Genomic DNA, 20,849 nt, shown 5'->3' with positions numbered 1-20,849 from the left:
ATGACCTCACGCGAAGTCCCCCCGCCAGACCGTCCGCTCGTCCGCGGTGCCCGCACGGACCTCGTACGAGTCGTCGCCCGCGTCCCGCTTCCCCGCCGGGTGATTGAACTGCCCCGCGAAGACGTGCTCCCCCACCGGCACCGTCCGGCCCCGCTTGAGCGTCCACCGGTAGACGAGGCCGCCGTCCCGCTCCGTCACCGACGCGTCGAAGTCCCCTTCGGGCAGCGACCGCCAGTTTCCCGTGTCGTCGACCTTGCCGCTCCCGGCGACGCGCACCTCCACGGTGAGCGCGGTCAGCGGCTTCTTCGCCTTGACGGTGATGTCGCTCTGCGACCAGTACGCACTGGAGCCGGGGTCGATCGAGCCGTCCGCCCACAGGAGGCGGTCGGGCGGCACGCTCTTCACGGACGCGGCGGGGTCGGAGGAGCCGTCGGTGTCCGCGGGCCTGCCGCTGCTCTTCGGGGACGACCCCGTACCCCCCGAAGGCTCCCGGGACGAGGATCCCGACGGCTCCCCGTCCTCGTCCGCGCCCGGGGACCGCACGGGCGGCCCGCTCGGGCGTCGCGTCGGCGGAGCGAGCGTGCCGGTCGGCTCCGGCGACACGGTGGGCGGCCCGGACGACGTGCTCGTCGCCACGGACTGCGGTGACTCGCCGTCGCGCAGCACCACCGCCAGCCCGTACCCGACGACCGCGAAGACCCCGGCCACGGCCGCCGTCGTGCTCAGCACCCGAAGCCAGGACGCGCCGCCCGCCCGGCGGGTGGCCTTCGAACGGCCCTCGGACCGCTCGCCCTCCGCCATGCCGCGCTCGATGCGCGCCAGCATCCGCTCCCGGTCCGGCCGGTGGGCACGGGCCGCGCCGCGCAGCTTCTCCCGCACGCCGTCGTCGCGTCCTTCGCCGCGTCCTTCGTGGTGTCCGCCGTCCCTCATGTGCTTCTCCCCGTGTCCGCCACGACCGCGCGCACCCGGGCGAGCGCGGGGTGCGGGCCGAGGCGTCGTTGCAGCTCAGCCATGCCCTTCGACGTCTGGCTCTTCACCGTACCCACCGAGACCCCGAGGGCCTGTGCGGTGTCCTTCTCCGACAGGTCGAAGGCGTGCCGCAGGACCACGCAGGCCCGCTTGCGGAAGGGCAGCGCGCGCAGCGCTTCCCGCACGTCGACGACCGCCGGTACGTCGGGGTCCGCGACGCCCTCGTCGCGGCCCGACCAGAACAGTGTGATGCGGCGCCGCTCGCGCACGGCGCTGCGGATGCGGCTGCGCGCCATGTTCGCGACGACGCCCCTGGCGTACGCGGCCGGATGGTCGGCGGCCCGCACCCGGTCCCAGCGGTGCCAGAGCGCGAGGAGCGCGTCGGCCGCCAGGTCGTCCGCGCCGTCGGCCTCGCCGGTCAGCAGATGGGCGAAGCGGGCGAGCTCGGCGTAGTGTCGCTCGAAGAACGCGTGGAACTCGGCCTCCGCGTCCGCGTCCGCCCCCGTCGCTCTAACGGGTCTCGGTCTCTCCGTTCGTGCGGACATCGCTCAACGTCACCTCCCCCACGCCGTGGGCCGTGGCGCGACCGTCCACCGACCGCACCCCGAAGGGCCGCCGGGTCCCGGACGCGAGGACGCGCACACCGGTGCCGTGCCGTGTCGCGCGGAAGACGGCCGCGGGCCGCCCTTCGCGGTCGGGGACGGTGACGGTGACGGCGGCCTCCGTGCGGGCCGGTGCCTCCGGTGCCACCAGCAGGGTCAGGTCCTCCAGCCAGTCGCCGTCCGGACGGCGGTCGTCGGCGCCGAGCGGCAGCAGGGCGCCGGGCCGTACGTACAGCGGCAGGCTGTCGAAGCCGTGGATCTCGCGCCGCCAGCCGGGGCCCCGCACGGTCTCGCCGGTGAGGAGGTGTGTCCAGGTGCCTTCGGGGACGTAGAACTCGACGTCGCCCTCGACGCTGAAGACGGGGGCGACCAGCAGGTCCGGGCCGAGCATGTACTGCCGGTCGAGGGTGCGGCACGCCGGGTCGTCGGGGAACTCCAGGAGCATGGGCCGCATGACGGGCACGCCGTCGAGGTGGGCCTCGGCGGCCGCCCCGTACAGGTACGGCATCAGGCGGTGCTTCAGGCGCGTGAACCTCCGTGCCACGTCGACCGCCTCCTCGCCGAAGGCCCACGGCACCCGGTAGGAGACGTTGCCGTGCAGGCGGCTGTGCGAGGAGAGCAGGCCGAAGGCGAGCCAGCGCTTGAAGACCGCCGGGTCCGGGGTTCCCTCGAAGCCGCCGATGTCGTGGCTCCAGAACCCGAAGCCGCTCAGGGAGAGGGACAGGCCGCCGCGCAGCGACTCGGCCATGGCACCGAGCGACGCGAAGCAGTCGCCGCCCCAGTGCACCGGGAACTGCTGGCCGCCGACGGTCGCGGAGCGGGCGAAGAGGACCGCGTCACCCGTGCCGCGCTCCTTCTCCAGGAGCTCGAAGACGGTGCTGTTGTAGAGCTGCGTGTAGTAGTTGTGCATGCGGTGCGGGTCGGAGCCGTCGTGCCAGACGACGTCCGTCGGCACGCGCTCGCCGAAGTCGGTCTTGAAGCAGTCGACGCCCTGGTCGAGCAGGGCGCGCAGCTTCGCCGCGTACCAGGCGCGGGCGCCGGGGTGGGTGAAGTCGATGAGCGCCATGCCGGGCTGCCACAGGTCCCACTGCCAGATGTCGCCGCTCGGGCGCCGGACGAGGAAACCCTCGGCGGCGGCCTCCGCGAACAGCGGGGACTTCTGCGCGATGTACGGGTTGATCCAGACGCTGACCTTGAGTCCGCGCTCGCGCAACCGGCGGAGCATGCCCTCCGGGTCGGGGAAGACGTCCGGGTCCCACCGGAAGTCGGTCCACTGGTGCTCGCGCATCCAGAAGCAGTCGAAGTGGAAGACGCTGAGCGGGATGTCGCGCTCCGCCATGCCGTCGACGAAACCGGTGACGGTGGCCTCGTCGTACGGGGTGCAGAAGGAGGTGGTGAGCCAGAGCCCGAACGACCAGGCGGGGGGCAGGGCGGGGCGGCCGGTGAGCGCGGTGTAGCGGCGCAGGACGTCCTTGGGGGTGGGGCCCGCGATGACGTAGAACTCCAGCGACTGGTCCTCGACGCTGAACTGGAGCTGCCCGACGGACTCGGAGCCGATCTCGTAGGAGACCTTGCCGGGGTGGTTGACGAAGACGCCGTAGCCGCGCGAGGAGAGGTGGAAGGGAATGTTCTTGTACGCCTGCTCGCTGCTGGTGCCGCCGTCGGCCTGCCAGATGTCGACGCTCTGGCCGTTCTTGACGTACGGGGTGAAGCGCTCCCCGAGCCCATAGATCAACTCGCCGACTCCGAGGTCGAGTTGCCCGACCATGTGATGGACGCCGTCGGGGGTGGTGGCGAACCCGGTGCCGCGCCGTCCGACCCCGGTCAGTGCGTGCCCGTCACCGTCGAGGAACTCCAGGCCCCAAGGGCCCGCGCTGTCCAGGCGGACGGTGAGCGGACCGCTGGTCAGCTCGGTGACGGTGCCGCCGCGACGGATGCGGGGCACCTCGGCGGTGGCGGCCGCCCCCTCGCTCGCGAGGAGGGTGAAGTCCGGCCCGTGATGGGCCTTCCCCGCGTGATGTGTCGCACGGACGCCGATCACGCCTTCGGCGGGCGAGAAACACTCGACCGTGATGAGCGGCGAGTTGAGCGTGTCGCCGCGCCCACGCACCTGCTTGACGGCGGCGTACGCGGTGAACCCCGCCTCGGCCTCCCGCACTTCGCGCACGTCGGTCGCGTACGAGGCCTGCACCCCGTCGCGCATCAGCCAGAACCCGTCGGTGAATTTCATGCCGCGCCACCCCCGCTCCGCCCGTCGTCGCCCTGCCCCTCGTCGCCCTGTCCCTCGTCGTCCGCCATGAAGGTGATGCGGGCCAGCCGGACGGCCCCGCGCAGGAGGACGCGCAGGTCACGCACGCCGGACACGGCGAAGACGGCACCGTGGTGCGCGTACTCGTACACGCCGCCGGTCGCCGGGACCGTGACGGTCGTGGCGGTGCTGCCCGCGATGAGGTCGACGGCGCCTTCGCCCGCGACCTCGACGGACACGACGCCCACGCCCGACCCGAAATCGCAGGAGCGGAACCGCAGTTCACCCACGCCTCCGTCCAGGGACCGCACCGCGTCGCCCGCCACCTTCGTGCGGTCGACGATCTCGGTGCCCTGCTGCGCGTCGTAGCCGTTCGCCGCCAGGCCCTCCCTCCGCACCGGCCTGGCGGCGATCGGCTGCCCGTCGACCTCCACGGACGCGGTCAGCCGCACGTCCTCGCTGGAGGCCCCGACCAGCAGCTCGTACGCGCCGGGCGCCACGGCCCAGCGGTCGTGCCGTACGTCCCAGAACGCCAGCTCGGACACGGGCAGCTCGAAGGTCGTACGGTGCGCCGCCCCCGCCGCGAGGTGCGTGCGGCGGTGCGCGACGAGGCGCCGGTGCGGCAGGACGAGACCGGCCGCGGCGTCCTGGGGTGCCCGTACGTAGAGCTGGGCCACCTCGTCCGCGGCGACGGCCCCCGTGTTGGTGACAGTGAAGGCGACGCGGATCAACTCGCCGTCGCGCGTGGCCTCCAGACCTCCGTACGCGAAGGTGGAGTAACTCAGGCCGTGCCCGAACGGGTACAGCGGGCGGTCCTCGCCGTACAGGTAGGTCTGGCGTGAGCCGATGATGTCGTAGTCCAGGAGGTCGGGAAGGTCGGTGTCGGCGGCGTACCAGGTCTGCGGGAGGCGGCCGCCCGGTGAGACGTCACCGGCGAGGATCCGGGCGAGTGCGGTGCCCGCGGCCTGTCCGCCGTGCGCGGTCCACAGCAGGGCGGGCAGTTCCGCGTCGGCCTCGGCGACCGCGTAAGGGTAGGAGGAGGTCAGGGCGAGGACGGTGCGCGGGTTGGCCAGGTGGGCCGCCCGCCGGAGCCGCTCCTGGTGCGGCGGCAGGGCGAGGGTCGTCCGGTCCTGGGTCTCGCGCCCGTTGATGTGCGGGTCGTTCCCCGCGACGACGACCACGACGTCCGCGTCCGCGGCGGCCCGGGCCACGGCGTCCTCACCGCGCTCCAGGACCTCGACGGTGAAGACGCTCCCACGGCCCTCCGGAAGGGAATCCCCTCCCAGAAGAATTTCCTCCCTCGCGGCAACCTTCACCGCACCGGCGGCGACAGAGACGTACCCACCCGTTCCCGCGTGCTCGATGAGGTACCCGTCCCCGTGCTCCACAAGCCCGAACGTCTCCTGCACGACCCAGCCGCCCGGCCGGTCGGCCGACGCGCGCACGTAGCCGTCCTCGGCGACCGAGAGGTAGCGGCCGTCGGCGGCCCGCAGCGTCAGCACCCCGCCGCCCCAGTCGGCGAGCGCGAACTCCGTGGCGTCCGACGGGTCCTCGCAGACCATCAGCGGCGGCAGGTCGGTGCGGCCCGCGAGCAGCGCGGGATCGAGGGCACCGACCGCGCCCCCGGCCCGCTCCCCGGCGTCCGCCCGCTCCCCCGCGTCGGCCCGCTCCCCCGCGTCCGTCCCCGGCACGACGCGCACCCACCCCGCCGCCCCGCACCGCAGCCGCACCCGGTCCACGCCCTCCGCGAAGGTCACGCGGTCGGCGCCGAAGCGCTCGCGGAGCCCGTCGAGGACGCTGCTGCGGCGGATCGGGGTCCCGCTGTACCAGTCGGTCTTGCACTCGTCGGCGAGCAGTCCGACGACCGCGACGCGGGCGCCCTCGGCGAGCGGGAGCAGACCGCCGTCGTTCTTGAGCAGCACGACGGCCTGCTCGGCGGCCTCGCGGGCGAGTCCCTGGTGTGCGGGGGTGTCGATGTCGTCCGGGGACGCGTCCGCGTACGGGCCGCCGTCCGGGTCGAACTCGCCGAGCCGCAGCCGCACGGACAGCTGCCGGCGCACCGCCGCGTCGACGTCCGGCATCGACAACAGGCCGCTTGCCAGAGCCCGTTGGAGGCGGCCGACCACCACCTTCGTGTCCGTGCCGTGGTCCGTGAAGCTGTCGACGCCCGCGACGAGGGCGGCCGCCACGGCTTCCTCGTGGGTGTCGAAGTACTCCTCGGAGTCCACGAGGTTGCTGGGCGCGCCCGCGTCGGAGCAGACGAGCAGCTCCTCGTCCGTCCAGCGGCGCAACTGCTCGCGCAGGTACGGCGATACGTGGTTGGGGCGGCCGTTGACCAGGTTGTAGGCGGGCATCACGCCCGCGACCGAGCCCGCCTCGACCGCGGCGCGGAAGGCGCGGAGGTCGTACTCGTGCAGGACGCGTGGCCGCACGGACGAGTTCGACGTGTCCCTGTGCGTCTCGTTGTTGTGGGCCAGCCAGTGCTTGAGCACTGGGGCGGTGCGCCACCGTCTGGGGTGGTCGCCGCGCAGGCCGCGCGTGTAGGCGACGGCGAGGGCCGAGGTGAGGTGCGGGTCCTCGGCGTACCCCTCCTCGTTCCTGCCCCAGAGCGGGTGGCGCAGGAGGTTCACGGTGGGGGCCCAGAGGTTGAGGCCGACGCGGTCGTCGCGTGTGCGCATCGCCCGCGCCTCGGTGCCGACGGCTTCTCCTATGCGCCGGACGAGTTCGTCGTTCCAGGTCGCGCCGAGGCCGACGGCCTGCGGGAAGACGGTCGCGGGCCCCATCCAGGCGACGCCGTGCAGGGCTTCCTGGCCGGTGCGGAACGCGGCGACGCCGAGGCGCTCGACGGCGGGCGTGAACTGGTGCAGGAGCGCGACGCGTTCGTCGGCCGTGAGCCGTGCGAGGAGGTCGTCCACGCGCTCGTCCGGCGGCAGTCCGGGGTCGCGGAACGGTGGCGGGTTGTCGGTCACGTGGGGGTCCCCTCGGCGGGCGGCAGGCACATCGGAAGGTGCGGGAGCGACCTTCGAAGCGCTTCGATGCTGGGGCTTCGATGGCGTCCATGTCAAGGTGAGGGGCGCCACGCAGCAGCGGCCACCAGTCGGCCGACGGGGGCCGCAACACCCGCACTCTGCACAGCGATTCGCGTCCGCAGCCTTGTCCCCCGACCGTGCCTTCATTTACTCTCGCTCGGCATCGAAGCGCTTCGAATTGCTTCGACCATCCGCGTCCCACGAAGGGTTGACGCAATGACGCCGAACTCCCTCTCCCCCAGGCCCGGTCCGAGCCGCAGAGGTTTCCTCGCCTCGTCGGGTCTCGCCGCGCTGGCCATGGCGGGCGGCGCCCCGCTGCTGACGGCGTGCGGAGGCAGCGGTTCGCACAACGAGGGCACCACGACCGGGAAGAAGCTCAAGGACCTGCTGCCCGCGTACGTCGCGTCGGACGTCGGCACGCCGGACATCCCGGCCGGGAACGGTTCGGCGGCGGGTTACACCAAGGCGCTGCCCGCGGACCGGCTGAAGGTGTCGGTGCCGGAGCGGCTCGGCAAGGGCGGCCGGTTCACCGTCATGGCCCCCATCTGGGGCAACGTCCCCAAGCGGGGCAACCCGTACTGGACGGCCATGGACAAGGCCGCCGGTGTGCACGTCACGTGGCAGAACCAGCAGGGCGACACGTACGGCCAGAAGCTGGGCGCCGTCCTCGCGTCGAGCCGCGTACCGGACGCCGTCGTCGTGCCCGGCTGGGAGCTGACCGGCAAGATTCCGAGCGCCGTCGCCCACAAGTTCGCCGACCTCGGGCCCTACCTGAGCGGCGACAAGGTCAAGGAGTACCCGAACCTCGCGGCGATCCCGACCGGCGCCTGGCAGCGTTCCGTCTTCGGCGGCAAGCTCCGCGGCCTGCCGATGCCCTCCGCCACCACCGTCAACATCGCCCCCTTCTACCGCACCGACCTCTTCGAGAAGGAGGGACTCGAAGCGCCTGCGAGCGCCCAGGAGTTCTACGACCTGTGCAAGGAACTCAACGCCCCGCGGAGCAGGGTGTGGGCGTGCGGCGACATGACGTGGGCGGCCTGGAACATCTTCGGGGTGCTGCCCGAGAAGCCGTACTACTGGAAGCTCGTCGGCGGCAAGCTCGTCAACCGCTACGAGACCGACGAGTACCTCGAAGCCCTTGAGTGGTCGCGCAAGCTCTACGCGGCGGGCTTCGTGCACCCCGACGCGAAGGCCGAGACCGGCAGCATCGGCGACCTGTGCGCGGCCGGCAAGGTGTGGATGTACTGCCAGGACCTGTCCGACTGGTACGGCAAGGCGGCCGTGCAGCGCGTCGACGACAAGAAGTTCCGCATGGAGGCGTTCGACTACTTCGCCCCCGGCGGCGGAGCTCCCTCCCTGTTCGCGCGCCCGCCCGCCGACATCTGGACGTTCATCAGCGAGAAGGCCGAGGAGAAGACGGTCCGCGACATCCTCGCCCTCGCCAACTTCACGGCCGCGCCCTACGGTTCGAAGGAACAGCGCCTCCGCATGTACGGCGTCGAAGGCGTCCACCACACCATCGAGGACGGTGTCCTCACCAAGAACGGCAAGGGCAACAACGAGGTCTTCTCGACGTACGAGTACCTCGCGTCGCCCGCGCCCTTCGTGGCCTACGCCGATCTGCCCGACGTCACGAAGGGCATGGTCGGGTGGCAGCAGCGCCAGGGCGCGCATACGAAGAAGCCGCTGTTCCACGGCATGATGATCATCGAGCCGAACCGGTACACCGAGCTGAACGCCGAATTCGAGGACCTGGAGAAGGACGTCGTACGGGGCCGCAAGAAGGTCTCCGACGTGCGGCGCGCGGTGGCGGACTGGCGGTCGGGCGGCGGCGACAAGCTGCGCGACTGGTACAAGAAGCTGCTCGACACGTCCGGCGATGCGGCGTCCTGACATGGCGGCGCACGGCACGACGGACACGCACCCCGCCCGCCCGGACGTCACGGCGGCCCCGGCACCACCCCCGCCGCGCACGCCGGCGCCGCGCAAGGCCGACGCGGCACGCGTCCCGCTCCGTCACCGGCTGCGCCGCGACCGCGTGCTCCTCCTCATGGTGCTGCCCGCGCTGCTCCTGCTCCTCGTCTTCAACTACGTTCCCCTGTTCGGCAACATCGTCGCCTTCCAGGACTACGACCCGTACATCGCGGACAACGCGTTCCGGGCGATGTCGCAGAGCCCGTGGATCGGCTTCGAGCACTTCCGGCACATGCTGGACGACCGGCTGTTCTGGCAGGCGGTCAGGAACACCCTGGCGATCTTCGCGATCCAGCTGGCCCTGTTCTTCCCGGTGCCGATCGCGCTCGCGCTGTTCGTGAACAGCTTCGTGCGGCCGCGCGTGCGGGCCGTGGCGCAGGCGATCCTGTACCTGCCGCACTTCTTCTCCTGGGTGCTCGTCATCACCGTCTTTCAGCAGATGTTCGGCGGGGCGGGCCTGGTCGCGCAGGTGCTGCGGGAGCGCGGGCACGAGGGCTTCGATCTGATGACCGACCCGGGCCTGTTCAAGTTCCTGCTCACCTTCGAGATGATCTGGAAGGACGCGGGCTGGGGCGTCATCGTCTTCCTCGCCGCGCTCGCCGCCGTCAGCCCCGACCTGTACGAGGCCGCTGCGATGGACGGCGCGAACCGCCGGCGCCGCATGTGGCACATCCAACTTCCCGCGCTGCGACCGGTCGTGGCCCTGCTCCTCGTCCTCCAGGTGGGCAACGCGCTCACGGTCGGCTTCGAGCAGATCCTCCTCCAGCGGGCAGCGGTGGGGGCGGCCGCCTCCGAGGTGCTCGACACGTACGTGTGGAACACCGGCCTGGACAACGGCAACTTCGGCTACGGCGCGGCGATCGGCATCGTGAAGGGTGTCTTCGGCCTCCTGCTCGTGCTCGGCGCCAACAAGGCCGCCCACCTGATGGGCGAGCAGGGGGTGTACAAGCGGTGAGTGCCCTGAACGTGCTGAACTTCGGCATCAAGCCAGGCAGCCGGTCCGGTCTGCGCCCGGTGTGGGAGGAGCCGCCGACCAGGGCGGGGCTCGCCGCCAAGGGCGTGACGCTGACGCTGGTCTGTCTGGCCGTGCTCTTCCCGGTATGGGTGGTCGTCGTCACCAGCCTCTCCTCGGTGCGGACGATCACCGATGCGGGCGGTCTCGTGGTGGTCCCCCGCGGTGTCACGTTCCTCCACTACCAGGAGCTGCTCAGCGGCGGTCAGGTGTCACGGGCCGCGCTGGTCAGCGTGGGCGTCACGGTCTTCGGGACGCTGTTCAGCATGGTCGTGTCGGTGCTGTGCGCGTACGGCCTGTCGCGGCCCGGGTCCGTGCTGCACCGCCCGATCCTGCTGGTCATCGTCGCCACGATGTTCTTCGGCGCCGGACTGATCCCCACGTACCTGGTGGTGCAGGGCATCGGCCTGACCGACACGTATCTCGCCCTGATCCTGCCGAGCGCCGTGAACGTCTTCAACATCCTCGTCCTGCGGGCGTTCTTCATGGGGACGGCGCAGGAGCTGGTCGAGAGTGCCCGCATCGACGGGGCCGGGGACCTGCGCATCCTGTGGCGGATCGTGATGCCGCTCTCGCGCGCGGTGCTCGCCGTGATCACCCTCTTCTACGCGGTGGGCTACTGGAGCGCCTGGTTCAACGCCTCGATCTACCTCAGCGACCCGGAGATGCTGCCGCTGCAGAACGTCATGCAGCAGCTGGTCCTGAAGCAGCAGAAGCCGACCGGCCTCAGCCAGGCGATCACCACGGGCCACCTGTCGCCGCTCGCCGTCCAGATGGCCGTGATGGTCCTCGCGCTCATCCCGGTGGCCGTCCTCGCGCCTTTCGTGCAGCGGCACTTCAAGCAGGGCATGCTCACCGGCGCGGTGAAGGGATGACGAACCCGCCGATGCCTTCCCTCCAGGACGTCACCCGCGGCCGCGTGCTCTTCGGCGGCGACTACAACCCCGAGCAGTGGCCCGAGGAGGTCTGGCACGACGACGTGCGCCTCATGAAGCAGGCCCGCGTCACCACCGTCACACTCGGCGTGTTCTCGTGGGCCAAGCTCGAACCACGGCGCGGAGCGCGTGAGTTCGGCTGGCTCGACCGCGTGATGGACCTGATGCACGAGCACGGCATCGGCGTCGTCCTCGCCACTCCGACCTCCTCACCCCCGCCCTGGCTGGGCAGGCTGCACCCCGAGACGCTGCCGCGGGACGAGGACGGACACGTCGAGCACTGGGGGTCGCGCCAGCACTTCGCGCACTCGAGCGCCGTCTACCGCCGCTGTGCGGCCGCCATCACCGAGGACCTGGCGGCCCGGTACGCGCACCACCCCGCACTCACCATGTGGCACATCAACAACGAGTACTGCACCTACGACTACGGCGACGAGGCGACGAACGCGTTCCGCCGCTGGCTGCGGGAGCGGTACGGAGACCTGAGCACCCTCAACTCGGCCTGGGGGGCGGACTTCTGGGGCCAGGTGTACGACACCTGGGAAGGAGTCCTGCCGCCCCGCCGCACGCACTACACGAAGAACCCCGCCCAGGTACTCGACTTCAAGCGCTTCACGTCCGACGCGCTCATGGAGTGCTACCTCGCCGAGCACGACATCGTCCGCGCCCACACCCCGCACCTCCCGGTGACCACCAACTTCATGCCGCTGTGGCAGGGGCAGGACGGGTGGAAGTGGGCGGCGCAGGAGGACGTGGTCTCGGTCGACCTGTATCCCGACCCGAAGGACGCGGGGGCGGGCCAGTACGCGGCGCTGGTCCAGGACCTGACGCGCTCCCAGGCGGGCGGTGACCCGTGGATGCTGATGGAACAGGCGGCGGAGCCGGTCAACTGGCGGGGCGTGAACCACCCCAAGCCCGCCGGGCTGAACCGCCTCTGGACCTGGCAGGCCGTGGCCCGCGGCGCCGACGCCGTCTGCTACTTCCAGTGGCGGCAGTCACGGCAGGGCGCGGAGAAGTTCCACTCGGGAATGCTGAGCCACGCGGGCGAGGACGGCCGCACCTTCCGGGAGGTCCGGCAGCTCGGCGCGGAGCTCGCCGCGGTCGGCCCCGAGGTCGCGGGCGCCCCGGTGCCCGCCGAGATAGCGGTCCTGCACGACTGGGAGTCGTGGTGGGCGGGGCAGCAGGAAGGGCGCCCCTCCTCCCTGCTCGACCACGCGGAGCTCCTGCGCGCCTGGCACCGCGCCCTGTGGGAGGCGAACCTCCCGGCCGACTTCGCCCACCCGGCGCACGACCTGTCGGCGTACCGCATGGTCGTCGTACCGCACCTCTACGCCCTCACCGACACCGCGATCGAGAACCTGACCGCCTGCGTACGGGCAGGAGGCACCGTCGTGTGCGGCTTCTTCACCGGCGTGGCCGACGGCGACGACCGGGTGCGGCCAGGCGGTATCGACGCACGGCTGCGCGCCCTGTTCGGCATCCGCACCCTGCACGAGTGGTGGCCGCTGGACGCCGACGAGCGCGTGGACTGCGACGGGTTCACCGGCACGCTCTGGTCGGAGGAGCTGGCGGCCGACGACGAGGCGGTGACGGTCGCGGCCTACCGGGGCGGCGAGCTCGACGGGCTTCCGGCCGTACTGCGCCGCGGCCGCGCCTGGTACGTGTCCACGCTCCCCGAACCCGACGCCCTGCGCGACCTGCTCCGACGTGCCGCCACCGAAGCGGGCGTACGGCCTCCGCCCGCTGACCTCCCCCGCGGGGTCGAGGCCGTACGCCGCGGCGGTCTGCTCTTCCTCCTGCACCACGGCCGCGACGAGGTGACCGTCCCGCTCCCGGGCCGGCACCACGACCTGCTCACCGGCGAGACAGTCGACGGCGCGATCGCCCTCGGCCGGTACGCGGTGGCCGTACTCCGCGAGGACGCACACCCCGCGGGCTCCCTCCGAGTCCGCGGTCACCAACCCCCACCCCTGGAGTGAGAACCATGGGACGACGACACCCCCACCGCACCACCCTGACCCGCCTGCTGTTGACCCCCACCGTGGCCGCGGGCGTGGCCCTCGGACTGACGTCCGCCCCCGCCCAGGCCGCCGTCTGGTCGACCTGCGACCAATGGGGCAACACCAGCCTGGACGGCTACACCCTCTACAACAACATCTGGGGCTCCGGCGCAGGCCGCCAGTGCCTCACCGCCGACTCGGGCACCAAGTGGAGCGTGCGCGCGGACCACCCGAACACCAGCGGCATCAAGTCCTACCCCAACGCCAAGAAGGTGGTCGGGAAGCCGGTCGACTCGCTGGCTTCGCTGAAGAGTTCGTACAAGGTCACTGTGCCTTCGGCGGGCGACTACAACACCTCGTACGACATCTGGGACACCGATTACGACTACGAGATCATGCTGTGGGTCAACCGGCACGGCAACGTCGGCCCGCTCGGCACCCCGCAAGGGACCGCCAGGCTCGGCGGCCACACCTGGGACGTCTACAAGGGCAGCAACGGCAACAACGAGGTCTTCTCGTTCCTGCGCACGTCCGACTCGTCCACCGGGACGGTCGACATCCTGCCCATCCTCAAGTGGATCAAGAACACCAAGGGCTGGATGGGCAACGAGACCATCGGTGACGTGCAGTTCGGCTACGAGATCAGCGGCGCGGCGGGCGGCCTCGACTTCAGGACGAACGCGCTGAGCACGGCCTTCGGAGCGCGCTGAGCACCGCCTTCCGAGCGCGCTCCATGGGGTGATCGGCGGCAGGTTCACCGCTCCGGACGTCTTGACAACCTGATTGGTCTGGACCAACGATGCGCACAGCAGCGGTGGCCACCGTCGTTCACATCCGCTCCTCACTCCTTCCTGGAGGCACTCCGTGGACCGTGTACGTCAGGGCAGACCCGGCTTTCGCCGGAGACTCGGCGCGGTGATCGCCGTCGGTGCGGCGAGCGCACTCGCCGTCACCGCGCTCGCCGCGCCCGCGCAGTCGGCGGACGCCACACGGGCCGGCGCCGCGGCGGCCGATGTCCAGGCGGACGTCAACGTCGCCAAGAACGCCGGGTTCGAGTCGGACCTGAGCAACTGGACCTGCGCCGCGAACAGCGGTGCCGCCGTCACGTCCCCCGTGCGCGGCGGCACCAAGGCGCTGAAGGCCACCCCGTCGGGCCAGAACCACGCCGAGTGTTCCCAGCTCGTCAAGGTGAAGCCCAACTCGACGTACAAGCTCAGCAGTTGGGTGCAGGGCGGCTACGCCTACCTGGGTGCCCGCGGCACGGGCACCACCGACGTGTCGACGTGGACGCCGGGCACCTCGTCCTGGCAGCAGCTCTCCACCAGCTTCACCACCGGCGCCAACACCACGTCGGTCACGGTGTACACGCACGGCTGGTACGGGCAGAGCGCGTACCACGTCGACGACGTGAACGTGTTCGGCCCCGACGGGGGCGGCGGCACCGACCCGGTCGAGATACCCGCCGTACCGTCCGGCCTCGCGGCGGGCACGACGACATCCACGTCGGTCGACCTGTCCTGGTCCCCCGCCTCCACGGCCACCGGCTACACCGTCTACCGCGACGGCACGAAGGTCGCCTCGGTCAGCGGCGCCTCGACGACCGTCACCGGCCTCACCCCGGAGACCACGTACAGCTTCCAGGTCAGCGCGTCGAACGCGGCCGGTGAGTCCGCGAAGTCGACGGCGATCACCGCACGGACCGGCAAGGGCGGCGGCGGGGACGGCGGCACGGTCCCCAAGCACGCGGTGACCGGCTACTGGCAGAACTTCAACAACGGCGCGACCGTGCAGAAGCTGCGCGACGTGTCGTCGGAGTACGACATCATCGCCGTCTCCTTCGCCGACGCCACCACCACACCGGGCCAGATCACCTTCAACCTGGACCCGGCCGTCGGCTACTCCTCCACCGCCGACTTCAAGGCGGACATCGCCGCGAAGAAGGCCGCGGGCAAGTCCGTGATCCTCTCGGTCGGCGGCGAGAAGGGCACCATCTCCGTCAACAGCGACGCCTCCGCCACGGCCTTTGCCAACAGCGCGTACGCGCTGATGCAGGAGTACGGCTTCAGCGGCGTCGACATCGACCTGGAGAACGGCCTCAACCCGACCTACATGACGAAGGCGCTGCGCCAGCTCGCGGCGAAGGCGGGCCCGAAGATGGTCCTGACGATGGCGCCGCAGACCATCGACATGCAGTCCACGTCCGGCGGCTACTTCCAGACGGCGCTGAACGTGAAGGACATCCTCACCGTCGTCAACATGCAGTACTACAACAGCGGTTCGATGCTCGGCTGCGACGGCAAGGTCTACAGCCAGGGCAGCGTGGACTTCCTGACCGCGCTCGCCTGCATCCAGCTGGAGGGCGGCCTCGACGCCTCGCAGGTCGGGATCGGCGTCCCGGCGTCCCCGCGCGGCGCGGGCAGCGGCTACGTCTCCCCGGCCATCGTGAACAACGCCCTGGACTGCCTCACCCGCGGCACCGGCTGCGGCTCGTTCAAGCCGTCGAAGACGTACCCGGGGCTGCGCGGCGCCATGACGTGGTCGACGAACTGGGACGCGACGGCGGGCAACGCGTGGTCGAACGCGGTCGGCCCGAAGGTGCACAGCCTGCCTTAGGGCCTGTGCCGGAAGCGACCGGTGGTCCGGCGGTCACCGGTTCGGGGGCGAGTGCGGGGCAGGCCCCGTGCTCGCCCTCACCGTCAGTGCGGGGGCGAGGAGTTCGACGCCGTCCGTGCCGCGCGCCGCCAGCTTCGCGACGATCCGCTCCACCGCGCGGCGCCCCATCTCCTGCGCCGGGATGGAGACCGAGGTGAGCCGCACGGACGCGCCGACGGCGACCTGGTCCGGGCAGATCGCCACCACCGAGACGTCCTCGGGAACCGCACGGCCCTGCTGGCGCAACAGCGCGAGCAGCGGCTCGACGGCCGACTCGTTCTGCACGACGAAGCCGGTCGTGCCCGGCCGTTCGTCGAAGACGCGGGCCAGGGTCATGGCCATCGCGTCGTAGCCACCGTCGCTGGGGCGGTGCAGCAGGCGCAGCCCCAACTCGCCCGCACGCGAACGGAGTCCGTCCAGCGTACGTTCGGCGAAGCCGGTGTGCCGCTCGTACACGGCGGGCGCCTCGCCGATGACGGCGACGTCCCGGTGCCCGATCCCTGCCAGATGCTCCGCGCACAGGGCGCCCGTCGCCGCGAAGTCGAGGTCCACGCACGCCAGCCCCTCGGTGTCGGCGGGCAGGCCGATCAGGACGGCCGGCCGGTCCCCCGCACGCAGCAACGGCAGTCGCTCGTCGTCGAGTTCGACGTCCATGAGGATCATCGCGTCGGCGATGCCGCTGCCGTTGACGCGGCGGACAGCGGCAGGCCCCTCCGCGCCGGTCAGGAGCAGCACGTCGTACCCGTACGTCCGGGCCGTGGTCGTGACCGCGAGGGCGATCTCCATCATCACCGGCACGTACATGTCGGTGCGGAGCGGCATCATCAGCGCGATGACGTTGGACTTGGCGCTGGCGAGCGCGCGGGCGCCCGCGTTCGGGTGGTAACCGAGCTCCTCGATGGAGCGCTCCACGCGTTCGCGGGTGCCCAGGGAGATCGAGCGTTTGCCGCTGAGCACATAGCTGACCGTACTGGCCGAGACCCCGGCGTGCCTGGCTACCTCGGCTAGGGTGACCATGCGGTGCTCCTCCGACTCCTCCGGCGCGCGGCTCGGGCGGTGAACCGCTTCGATGCGGACCACCCACCGACCCTAAGGGGGCGGGCATGGCCTGTCCAGAGACCTGTCGAAGCGCTTCGACCGCCCGCCCCGGGGGTGGTTCACCCGTGCACGGCGCGCCCTACAGCTTCGGGTGCGCGTTCTTCATGAGCTCCTGGAACTGCGCCGAGAACCAGTGCCCGGAGAGCGGCGCGTCGGCCAGCGCGCCGGACTTGCTGTAGTTGTTGCGTGCGTTCCCGTCGTACGTCGGGTCGCACATGCGGTCGAAGCCCTTGCCCTCGTCGTTCGGGATCTCGCGGCCGGCACCGTCAGACTCCCCCGGCGGCTTGATCCAGACGTAGGCGTCGATGCCGGCCGCGGGTGCGGCCTTCGGGCGTTCGCCGAGGCCCGCGCCCGCCTGGTTGCACCAGTTGCCGACGTGGATGCGGCGGTCGTAGCGGCCGCCGTTGACGTAGGAGTCCACGTCGCTCGTCGGTCCCGGCCCAGCGGGGCGTGCACTGCCGCCCCAGCCGTTGCGGGAGGTGTCGATGAGCATGCCGATGTCGGAGCGGAAGCCGGTGGACACCAGCTGGTCGCGGAAGGCCTGGGCGAAGGAGAGCTCGTCGGTGTAGCGGTTCCAGTCGACCCACTTGGACTCGCGGACCGACCTGCCGTTGACCGAGTCGCCGATCCTGAAATTCTCCTCCTTGAGGGCGCTGTAGTTGGCGGTGTTGGTGATGAAGCCGTGCACCTTGTCGACCGTGCTGCCCTCGGCGGTCGCCGCCTGGCGGAAGACCTGCGCGGAGGCGGCGAAGTTGTCGTCCCAGCCGATCCAGCCGTGGTGGGCCGCGTCCACGTAGTTGTAGACGTTGGGGACGGCGCCGAGCTTGTTGAGGGCGTAGCCGACGCCCTTCACGTAGTTGCCGTTGGCCTTCATCACGTCGCACTCGGGGGTCGCGGTGGGGCGTCCCGAGGTGTTGGTGACGAGGTTGGGCAGCGAGTCGATCTCGACGGTGGTGACGACGCGGAGGTTGGCGTACTTGCTGTCGGCGAGGATCCGCGCGATGGGGTCGATGTAGTCCCTCTTGTACCGGTCGATCTCGGTGGGGCCGAGCTCGCCGTTGGACGCGAGGGCCGCGCAGTCCCGGCCGGGCAGGTTGTAGATCACTAACTGGATGACGCCCGCGCCCTGGCGCAGTGCCGCGTCCAGGTGGGCGCGCAGGCCCATCTTGCCGCCCGTGCCCTGGATCGCGGCGATCCGGTCGAGCCAGACGCCTGTCGGCTGGCCGGATATGCGGCTGCCGCCCGGTTCGGCGTCGGCCTTGGCCTTCCACTCGGGGTTCACGTAGACCTTGGCGCCCGCGTAGGGGTTGTCGACGCGGGCTGCGGCGGCGGCTTTCCTGGTGGTTTCCGTGCTGTCGTCGCCGGTGAGCGCGACGGCGGTGCCGCCGCTCACGGCGAGGGTGGTGGCGAGGGCGAGCAGGAGAGTGCGTGATCGGTGGTGGCTGCGGCTCATGACGGGGTGGTTTCCTCTCGGGTGCCGAGGGCGCGCAGATGGTCGCGCAGCCCGCTGCCGAACGGGGTGGGGGTGCCGTCGTAGGAGCTGATGAGGGCCGGACCCGACGAGCAGTCCCAGGCGTTCCAGGTCCAGCCGAGGTACGAGAGCCCGCGGTCGTCGAACCACTTCATGACGCGGTCGATGAACCCGTGGGCGCAGGTGTTCTCGCCGATCTCGCCCGCGACGAGCGGGACGGCGGCGGCGACGGAGGCGAGGGTGCGGTTCCAGCAGTCCTCGTTGGAGCACGTGTTGAAGTTGTAGACGTGCCAGGCCGCGGCGAGATTGGCCGCAGGGTCGCGGGGTGCGTGCCGCAGCCAGCCGCTGAGGTCGTTCGAGTACGCGATGCCGGCCGCGAGGACGAGGTTCTTCGCGCCGGTCGCGCGCACCGCGTCCAGGAGGTCCTGCATGCCGGCGACCTCGTAGCCGATGCCGGGGCAGGTGCCGCCGTCCCGCCAGCAGGTCCAGGCCTGGTCGGTGGTGGGCGTCGCCCGGTCCGGGTAGGGCTCGTTGAAGAGGTCGAAGGCGACCTCGGGGTTGCTCCTGTACGCGGTGGCCACCGAGGTCCAGAACGCCGGTGAGTACCGGGCGTTCGGCATCGGCTTCTGACAGCTGGCGTGGACGTCGGCGCAGCCCGCGGAGTTGCCGGTGTACTGGCCGTGGGACCAGTGCAGTTCGAGGACCGGCGTCATGCCGTGGTTCTGGACGCGCTGTACCAACTGGTCGATGGCGGTGCGGTAGTTGGCTCCGGCGTACTTCGGGTCGATGTTGGCGGTGCCGAGCCAGCACTCCTCGTTGAGGGGGATGCGTACGGTGTTGGCCTTCCAGTCCGCGATGGCGCGGACGGCGGCGTCGTCGACGGGGCCGTCGAAGATGCCCCAGCCCTGGACGCAGGCGAACTCGCCGCCGGAGCGGTTGACGCCGAGGAGGCGCCGGGTGGCACCCCGCGCGTCGACGAGCTTGTTGCCCTTGGCGCGCAGGACCGGTGGGGCGGCGGCCGCGGCGGACTCGGCCGCGGACGGAGCGGACAGGACGGACGGGGCAGACGGATCGGATGGGGCGGACAGGGCGGGCGACGCGGTGAGACCGCCCGCCGCCAGCAGGACGCCGGTCAGCACGGCGAGCATGCGTGACAGACGTGGGGGGTGCCGCATGAGCGACTCCTTCGAGATCAGCGCGAGACCGGCACACGGCCGATCCCGAGATCAACTGACGGAATCGCTCCCACTGTTGAAGGCGAAAGCTATCAAGGAGTTGCCGCTGGGACCAGATGGGTTCGCGCCTTCTCCGGAGATTCACCCGTCGAATTCATTCGACGGATCCCGCGTCGAATGAATTCGACACTCCGATACGCGCCGACCCTATTGACATGTTCTCGCAATGCCTTGACCTTGGGAGCGCTCCCACTGTTTTTCCCCACCGGATAGTTTCGGGAATTCACTCCCCGAGAAGGGCCACGCTCGACAAGACGGTGTCGCCTACCAGGCGTCAGCGGTTCTGCTTCTGCCACTCGGCCTGCGCCTCGTTGAGCTGCTCGGCGAGATTGTCGAGGAAGTCCTCCGCCGACGCCTTGCCGAGCAGCACTTTCTGGAAATCCGGCTCATTCTCCGCCTTGCTGATGGTGTTCCAGTCGGGCAGATAGTAGGGCAGCTGTACGATCTTCGTGGAGCCGCTGTTCAATGCCGCGGCCGCCAGCTCGGTCGGCTCGGCCTTCTTCACCCACGGGTCCTTCGCGGCACGCGTGTTGGCGGGTATGGCACCCGCCGACTCGTTCCATTTGCTGTTGGAGGCGTGCGAGGCCGCGAACTCGATGAACTTCCAAGCGGCCTTCTTGTTCTTGCTCGACCTGAACAGGCCGAGCCCGTCGACCGGGTTGGACACCTGGACGCGGACACCCGCGTCGGTCGTCGGGTTCGGCAGGCCGCGGAACTTGTCCTCGCCGAGAGCCTTCACGTGGTCGGCGTAGGACCCGAGGTTGTGGCTGAGCATGCCGATCCGCCCGTTGTCCCATTGGGCGTTCATCTTCGTGAAGTCGTTGTTGAGGTCGGCGGAGGGCGTCGCCTTCTTGTAGAGGGCGGCGTACTTCTTCAACGCGGCGACGTTCTTCGGGTGGTTGACGGTGGTCCGGTCGCCGTCCCAGAACGAGCCGATGCCCGACTGGCCGTACATCGCGTCGAGTGCCTGCGCGATGGAGCCCTCGCCGCCGCGGATGGTGTAGCCGAAGCGGTTGGCCTTCTGGTCGGTGAGCCGGTCCGCCGCCTCGTAGAACTTGGACCAGGTGGTGGGCGCGTCGAGGCCGGCCGCCTCGAAGAGGTCGGTGCGGTAGTAGAGGACGCCGTTGCTGGCGGAGGTCGGCACCGTGTACAGGCGGCTGCCGCCACCGGCCGCCCGCACGCTGTCGACCATCCCCGTGTTCAGCTCGTCGTCCAGCGCACTGCCGTCGAGGCGTTCGTCCAGCGGCTCCAGGGCGCCCTGCGCGGCGATCCCGGCGAGCATGGCCGCGCCGACACCCCCGACGTCGGGCAGCCCGCCGCCCTGGATGGCGGTGTCGTACTTGGACTGCACACTCTCCGCGGGCACGCCGACGTACTTGACCTTGATGTCGGGGTTGGCCTTCTCGAAGTCCCCGATGATCTTCTTCCAGATGTCGTGCCGGACGGCGGTGTTGTTGTCCCAGAAGGTGATCTCGCCCTTGCCCGAACCCTCGCCGCCCTTGTCCCCGGCCGCGCCTTGGCCGTCGTCGCCGCAGGCGGTGGCGGTCAGCGTGAGGACCGCGGCCAGCGCGAGGGCGGACGTGCTCGTTCCCGTTCCCGTCCTCGTTCCCGTTCTCTTGTTCAT

The 20,849-nt window shown here is 70.8% G+C and carries 14 protein-coding genes; 6 read left to right on the top strand and 8 right to left on the bottom strand.

All coding sequences use genetic code 11. The features are described from left to right. Positions 1-6: 6 nt before the first annotated feature. The 4 genes from NOO62_RS33190 to NOO62_RS33175 are packed head-to-tail and all read right to left on the bottom strand — an operon-like array spanning position 7 to position 6,788. A complete protein-coding gene (locus NOO62_RS33190; RefSeq protein WP_268774486.1) occupies positions 7-930 on the bottom strand; it encodes a hypothetical protein in 924 nt (307 codons plus the stop codon). Beyond that, complete coding sequence (locus tag NOO62_RS33185; protein ID WP_268774485.1) at positions 927-1,514, bottom strand: SigE family RNA polymerase sigma factor; 588 nt, start codon at positions 1,512-1,514, stop codon at positions 927-929. The genes NOO62_RS33190 and NOO62_RS33185 overlap by 4 nt, the downstream gene beginning before the upstream one ends. Then, complete coding sequence (gene yicI / locus NOO62_RS33180; RefSeq protein WP_268774484.1) at positions 1,480-3,801, bottom strand: alpha-xylosidase; 2,322 nt, start codon at positions 3,799-3,801, stop codon at positions 1,480-1,482. Before yicI ends, NOO62_RS33185 begins: the two co-directional genes overlap by 35 nt. After that, positions 3,798-6,788: a glycoside hydrolase family 3 C-terminal domain-containing protein gene (locus tag NOO62_RS33175; RefSeq protein WP_268774483.1), complete on the bottom strand. Its 2,991-nt coding sequence runs from the start codon at positions 6,786-6,788 to the stop codon at positions 3,798-3,800. The genes yicI and NOO62_RS33175 overlap by 4 nt, the downstream gene beginning before the upstream one ends. Positions 6,789-7,064: 276 nt before the next feature. Between NOO62_RS33175 and NOO62_RS33170 the strand changes: the two genes are divergently transcribed. The 6 genes from NOO62_RS33170 to NOO62_RS33145 all read left to right on the top strand — a co-directional run bounded on the left by NOO62_RS33170 (position 7,065) and on the right by NOO62_RS33145 (position 15,382). Then, complete coding sequence (locus tag NOO62_RS33170) at positions 7,065-8,741, top strand: extracellular solute-binding protein (RefSeq protein ID WP_268774482.1); 1,677 nt, start codon at positions 7,065-7,067, stop codon at positions 8,739-8,741. A gap of 1 nt (position 8,742) precedes the next feature. Continuing rightward, positions 8,743-9,777, top strand: a complete 1,035-nt coding sequence (locus tag NOO62_RS33165; protein ID WP_414931029.1) for an ABC transporter permease — start codon at positions 8,743-8,745, stop codon at positions 9,775-9,777. Next, on the top strand, positions 9,774-10,709 hold the full coding sequence (locus NOO62_RS33160) for a carbohydrate ABC transporter permease (protein ID WP_268774480.1): 936 nt from the start codon (positions 9,774-9,776) through the stop codon (positions 10,707-10,709). Before NOO62_RS33165 ends, NOO62_RS33160 begins: the two co-directional genes overlap by 4 nt. An 11-nt stretch (positions 10,710-10,720) precedes the next feature. After that, positions 10,721-12,748: a beta-galactosidase gene (locus NOO62_RS33155; protein ID WP_268775896.1), complete on the top strand. Its 2,028-nt coding sequence runs from the start codon at positions 10,721-10,723 to the stop codon at positions 12,746-12,748. Between the two features lie 5 nt (positions 12,749-12,753). Continuing rightward, positions 12,754-13,479 (top strand): glycoside hydrolase family 12 protein, encoded by a 726-nt coding sequence (locus NOO62_RS33150; protein ID WP_268774479.1) that lies wholly within the window; start codon positions 12,754-12,756, stop codon positions 13,477-13,479. Between the two features lie 154 nt (positions 13,480-13,633). Next, entirely contained in the window at positions 13,634-15,382 is a 1,749-nt protein-coding gene (locus NOO62_RS33145) for a chitinase (protein ID WP_268774478.1), read from the top strand. Positions 15,383-15,415: 33 nt separating this feature from the next. On the opposite strand, the gene NOO62_RS33140 is transcribed toward NOO62_RS33145, so the two are convergent. The 4 genes from NOO62_RS33140 to NOO62_RS33125 all read right to left on the bottom strand — a co-directional run bounded on the left by NOO62_RS33140 (position 15,416) and on the right by NOO62_RS33125 (position 20,849). Further along, positions 15,416-16,438 (bottom strand): LacI family DNA-binding transcriptional regulator, encoded by a 1,023-nt coding sequence (locus tag NOO62_RS33140; RefSeq protein WP_268774477.1) that lies wholly within the window; start codon positions 16,436-16,438, stop codon positions 15,416-15,418. Positions 16,439-16,598: 160 nt separating this feature from the next. After that, positions 16,599-17,972, bottom strand: a complete 1,374-nt coding sequence (locus tag NOO62_RS33135; protein ID WP_268774476.1) for a glycoside hydrolase family 6 protein — start codon at positions 17,970-17,972, stop codon at positions 16,599-16,601. Then, positions 17,969-19,165 (bottom strand): glycoside hydrolase family 5 protein, encoded by a 1,197-nt coding sequence (locus NOO62_RS33130; protein ID WP_268774475.1) that lies wholly within the window; start codon positions 19,163-19,165, stop codon positions 17,969-17,971. Before NOO62_RS33130 ends, NOO62_RS33135 begins: the two co-directional genes overlap by 4 nt. Positions 19,166-19,499: 334 nt before the next feature. Next, a complete protein-coding gene (locus NOO62_RS33125; RefSeq protein ID WP_268774474.1) occupies positions 19,500-20,849 on the bottom strand; it encodes an ABC transporter substrate-binding protein in 1,350 nt (449 codons plus the stop codon).

Source organism: Streptomyces sp. Je 1-369 (assembly GCF_026810505.1).
Lineage (GTDB): Bacteria > Actinomycetota > Actinomycetes > Streptomycetales > Streptomycetaceae > Streptomyces.
Note: the sequence above shows the minus strand (reverse complement) of the source record. Positions and strands in the feature narration are given on the sequence as shown.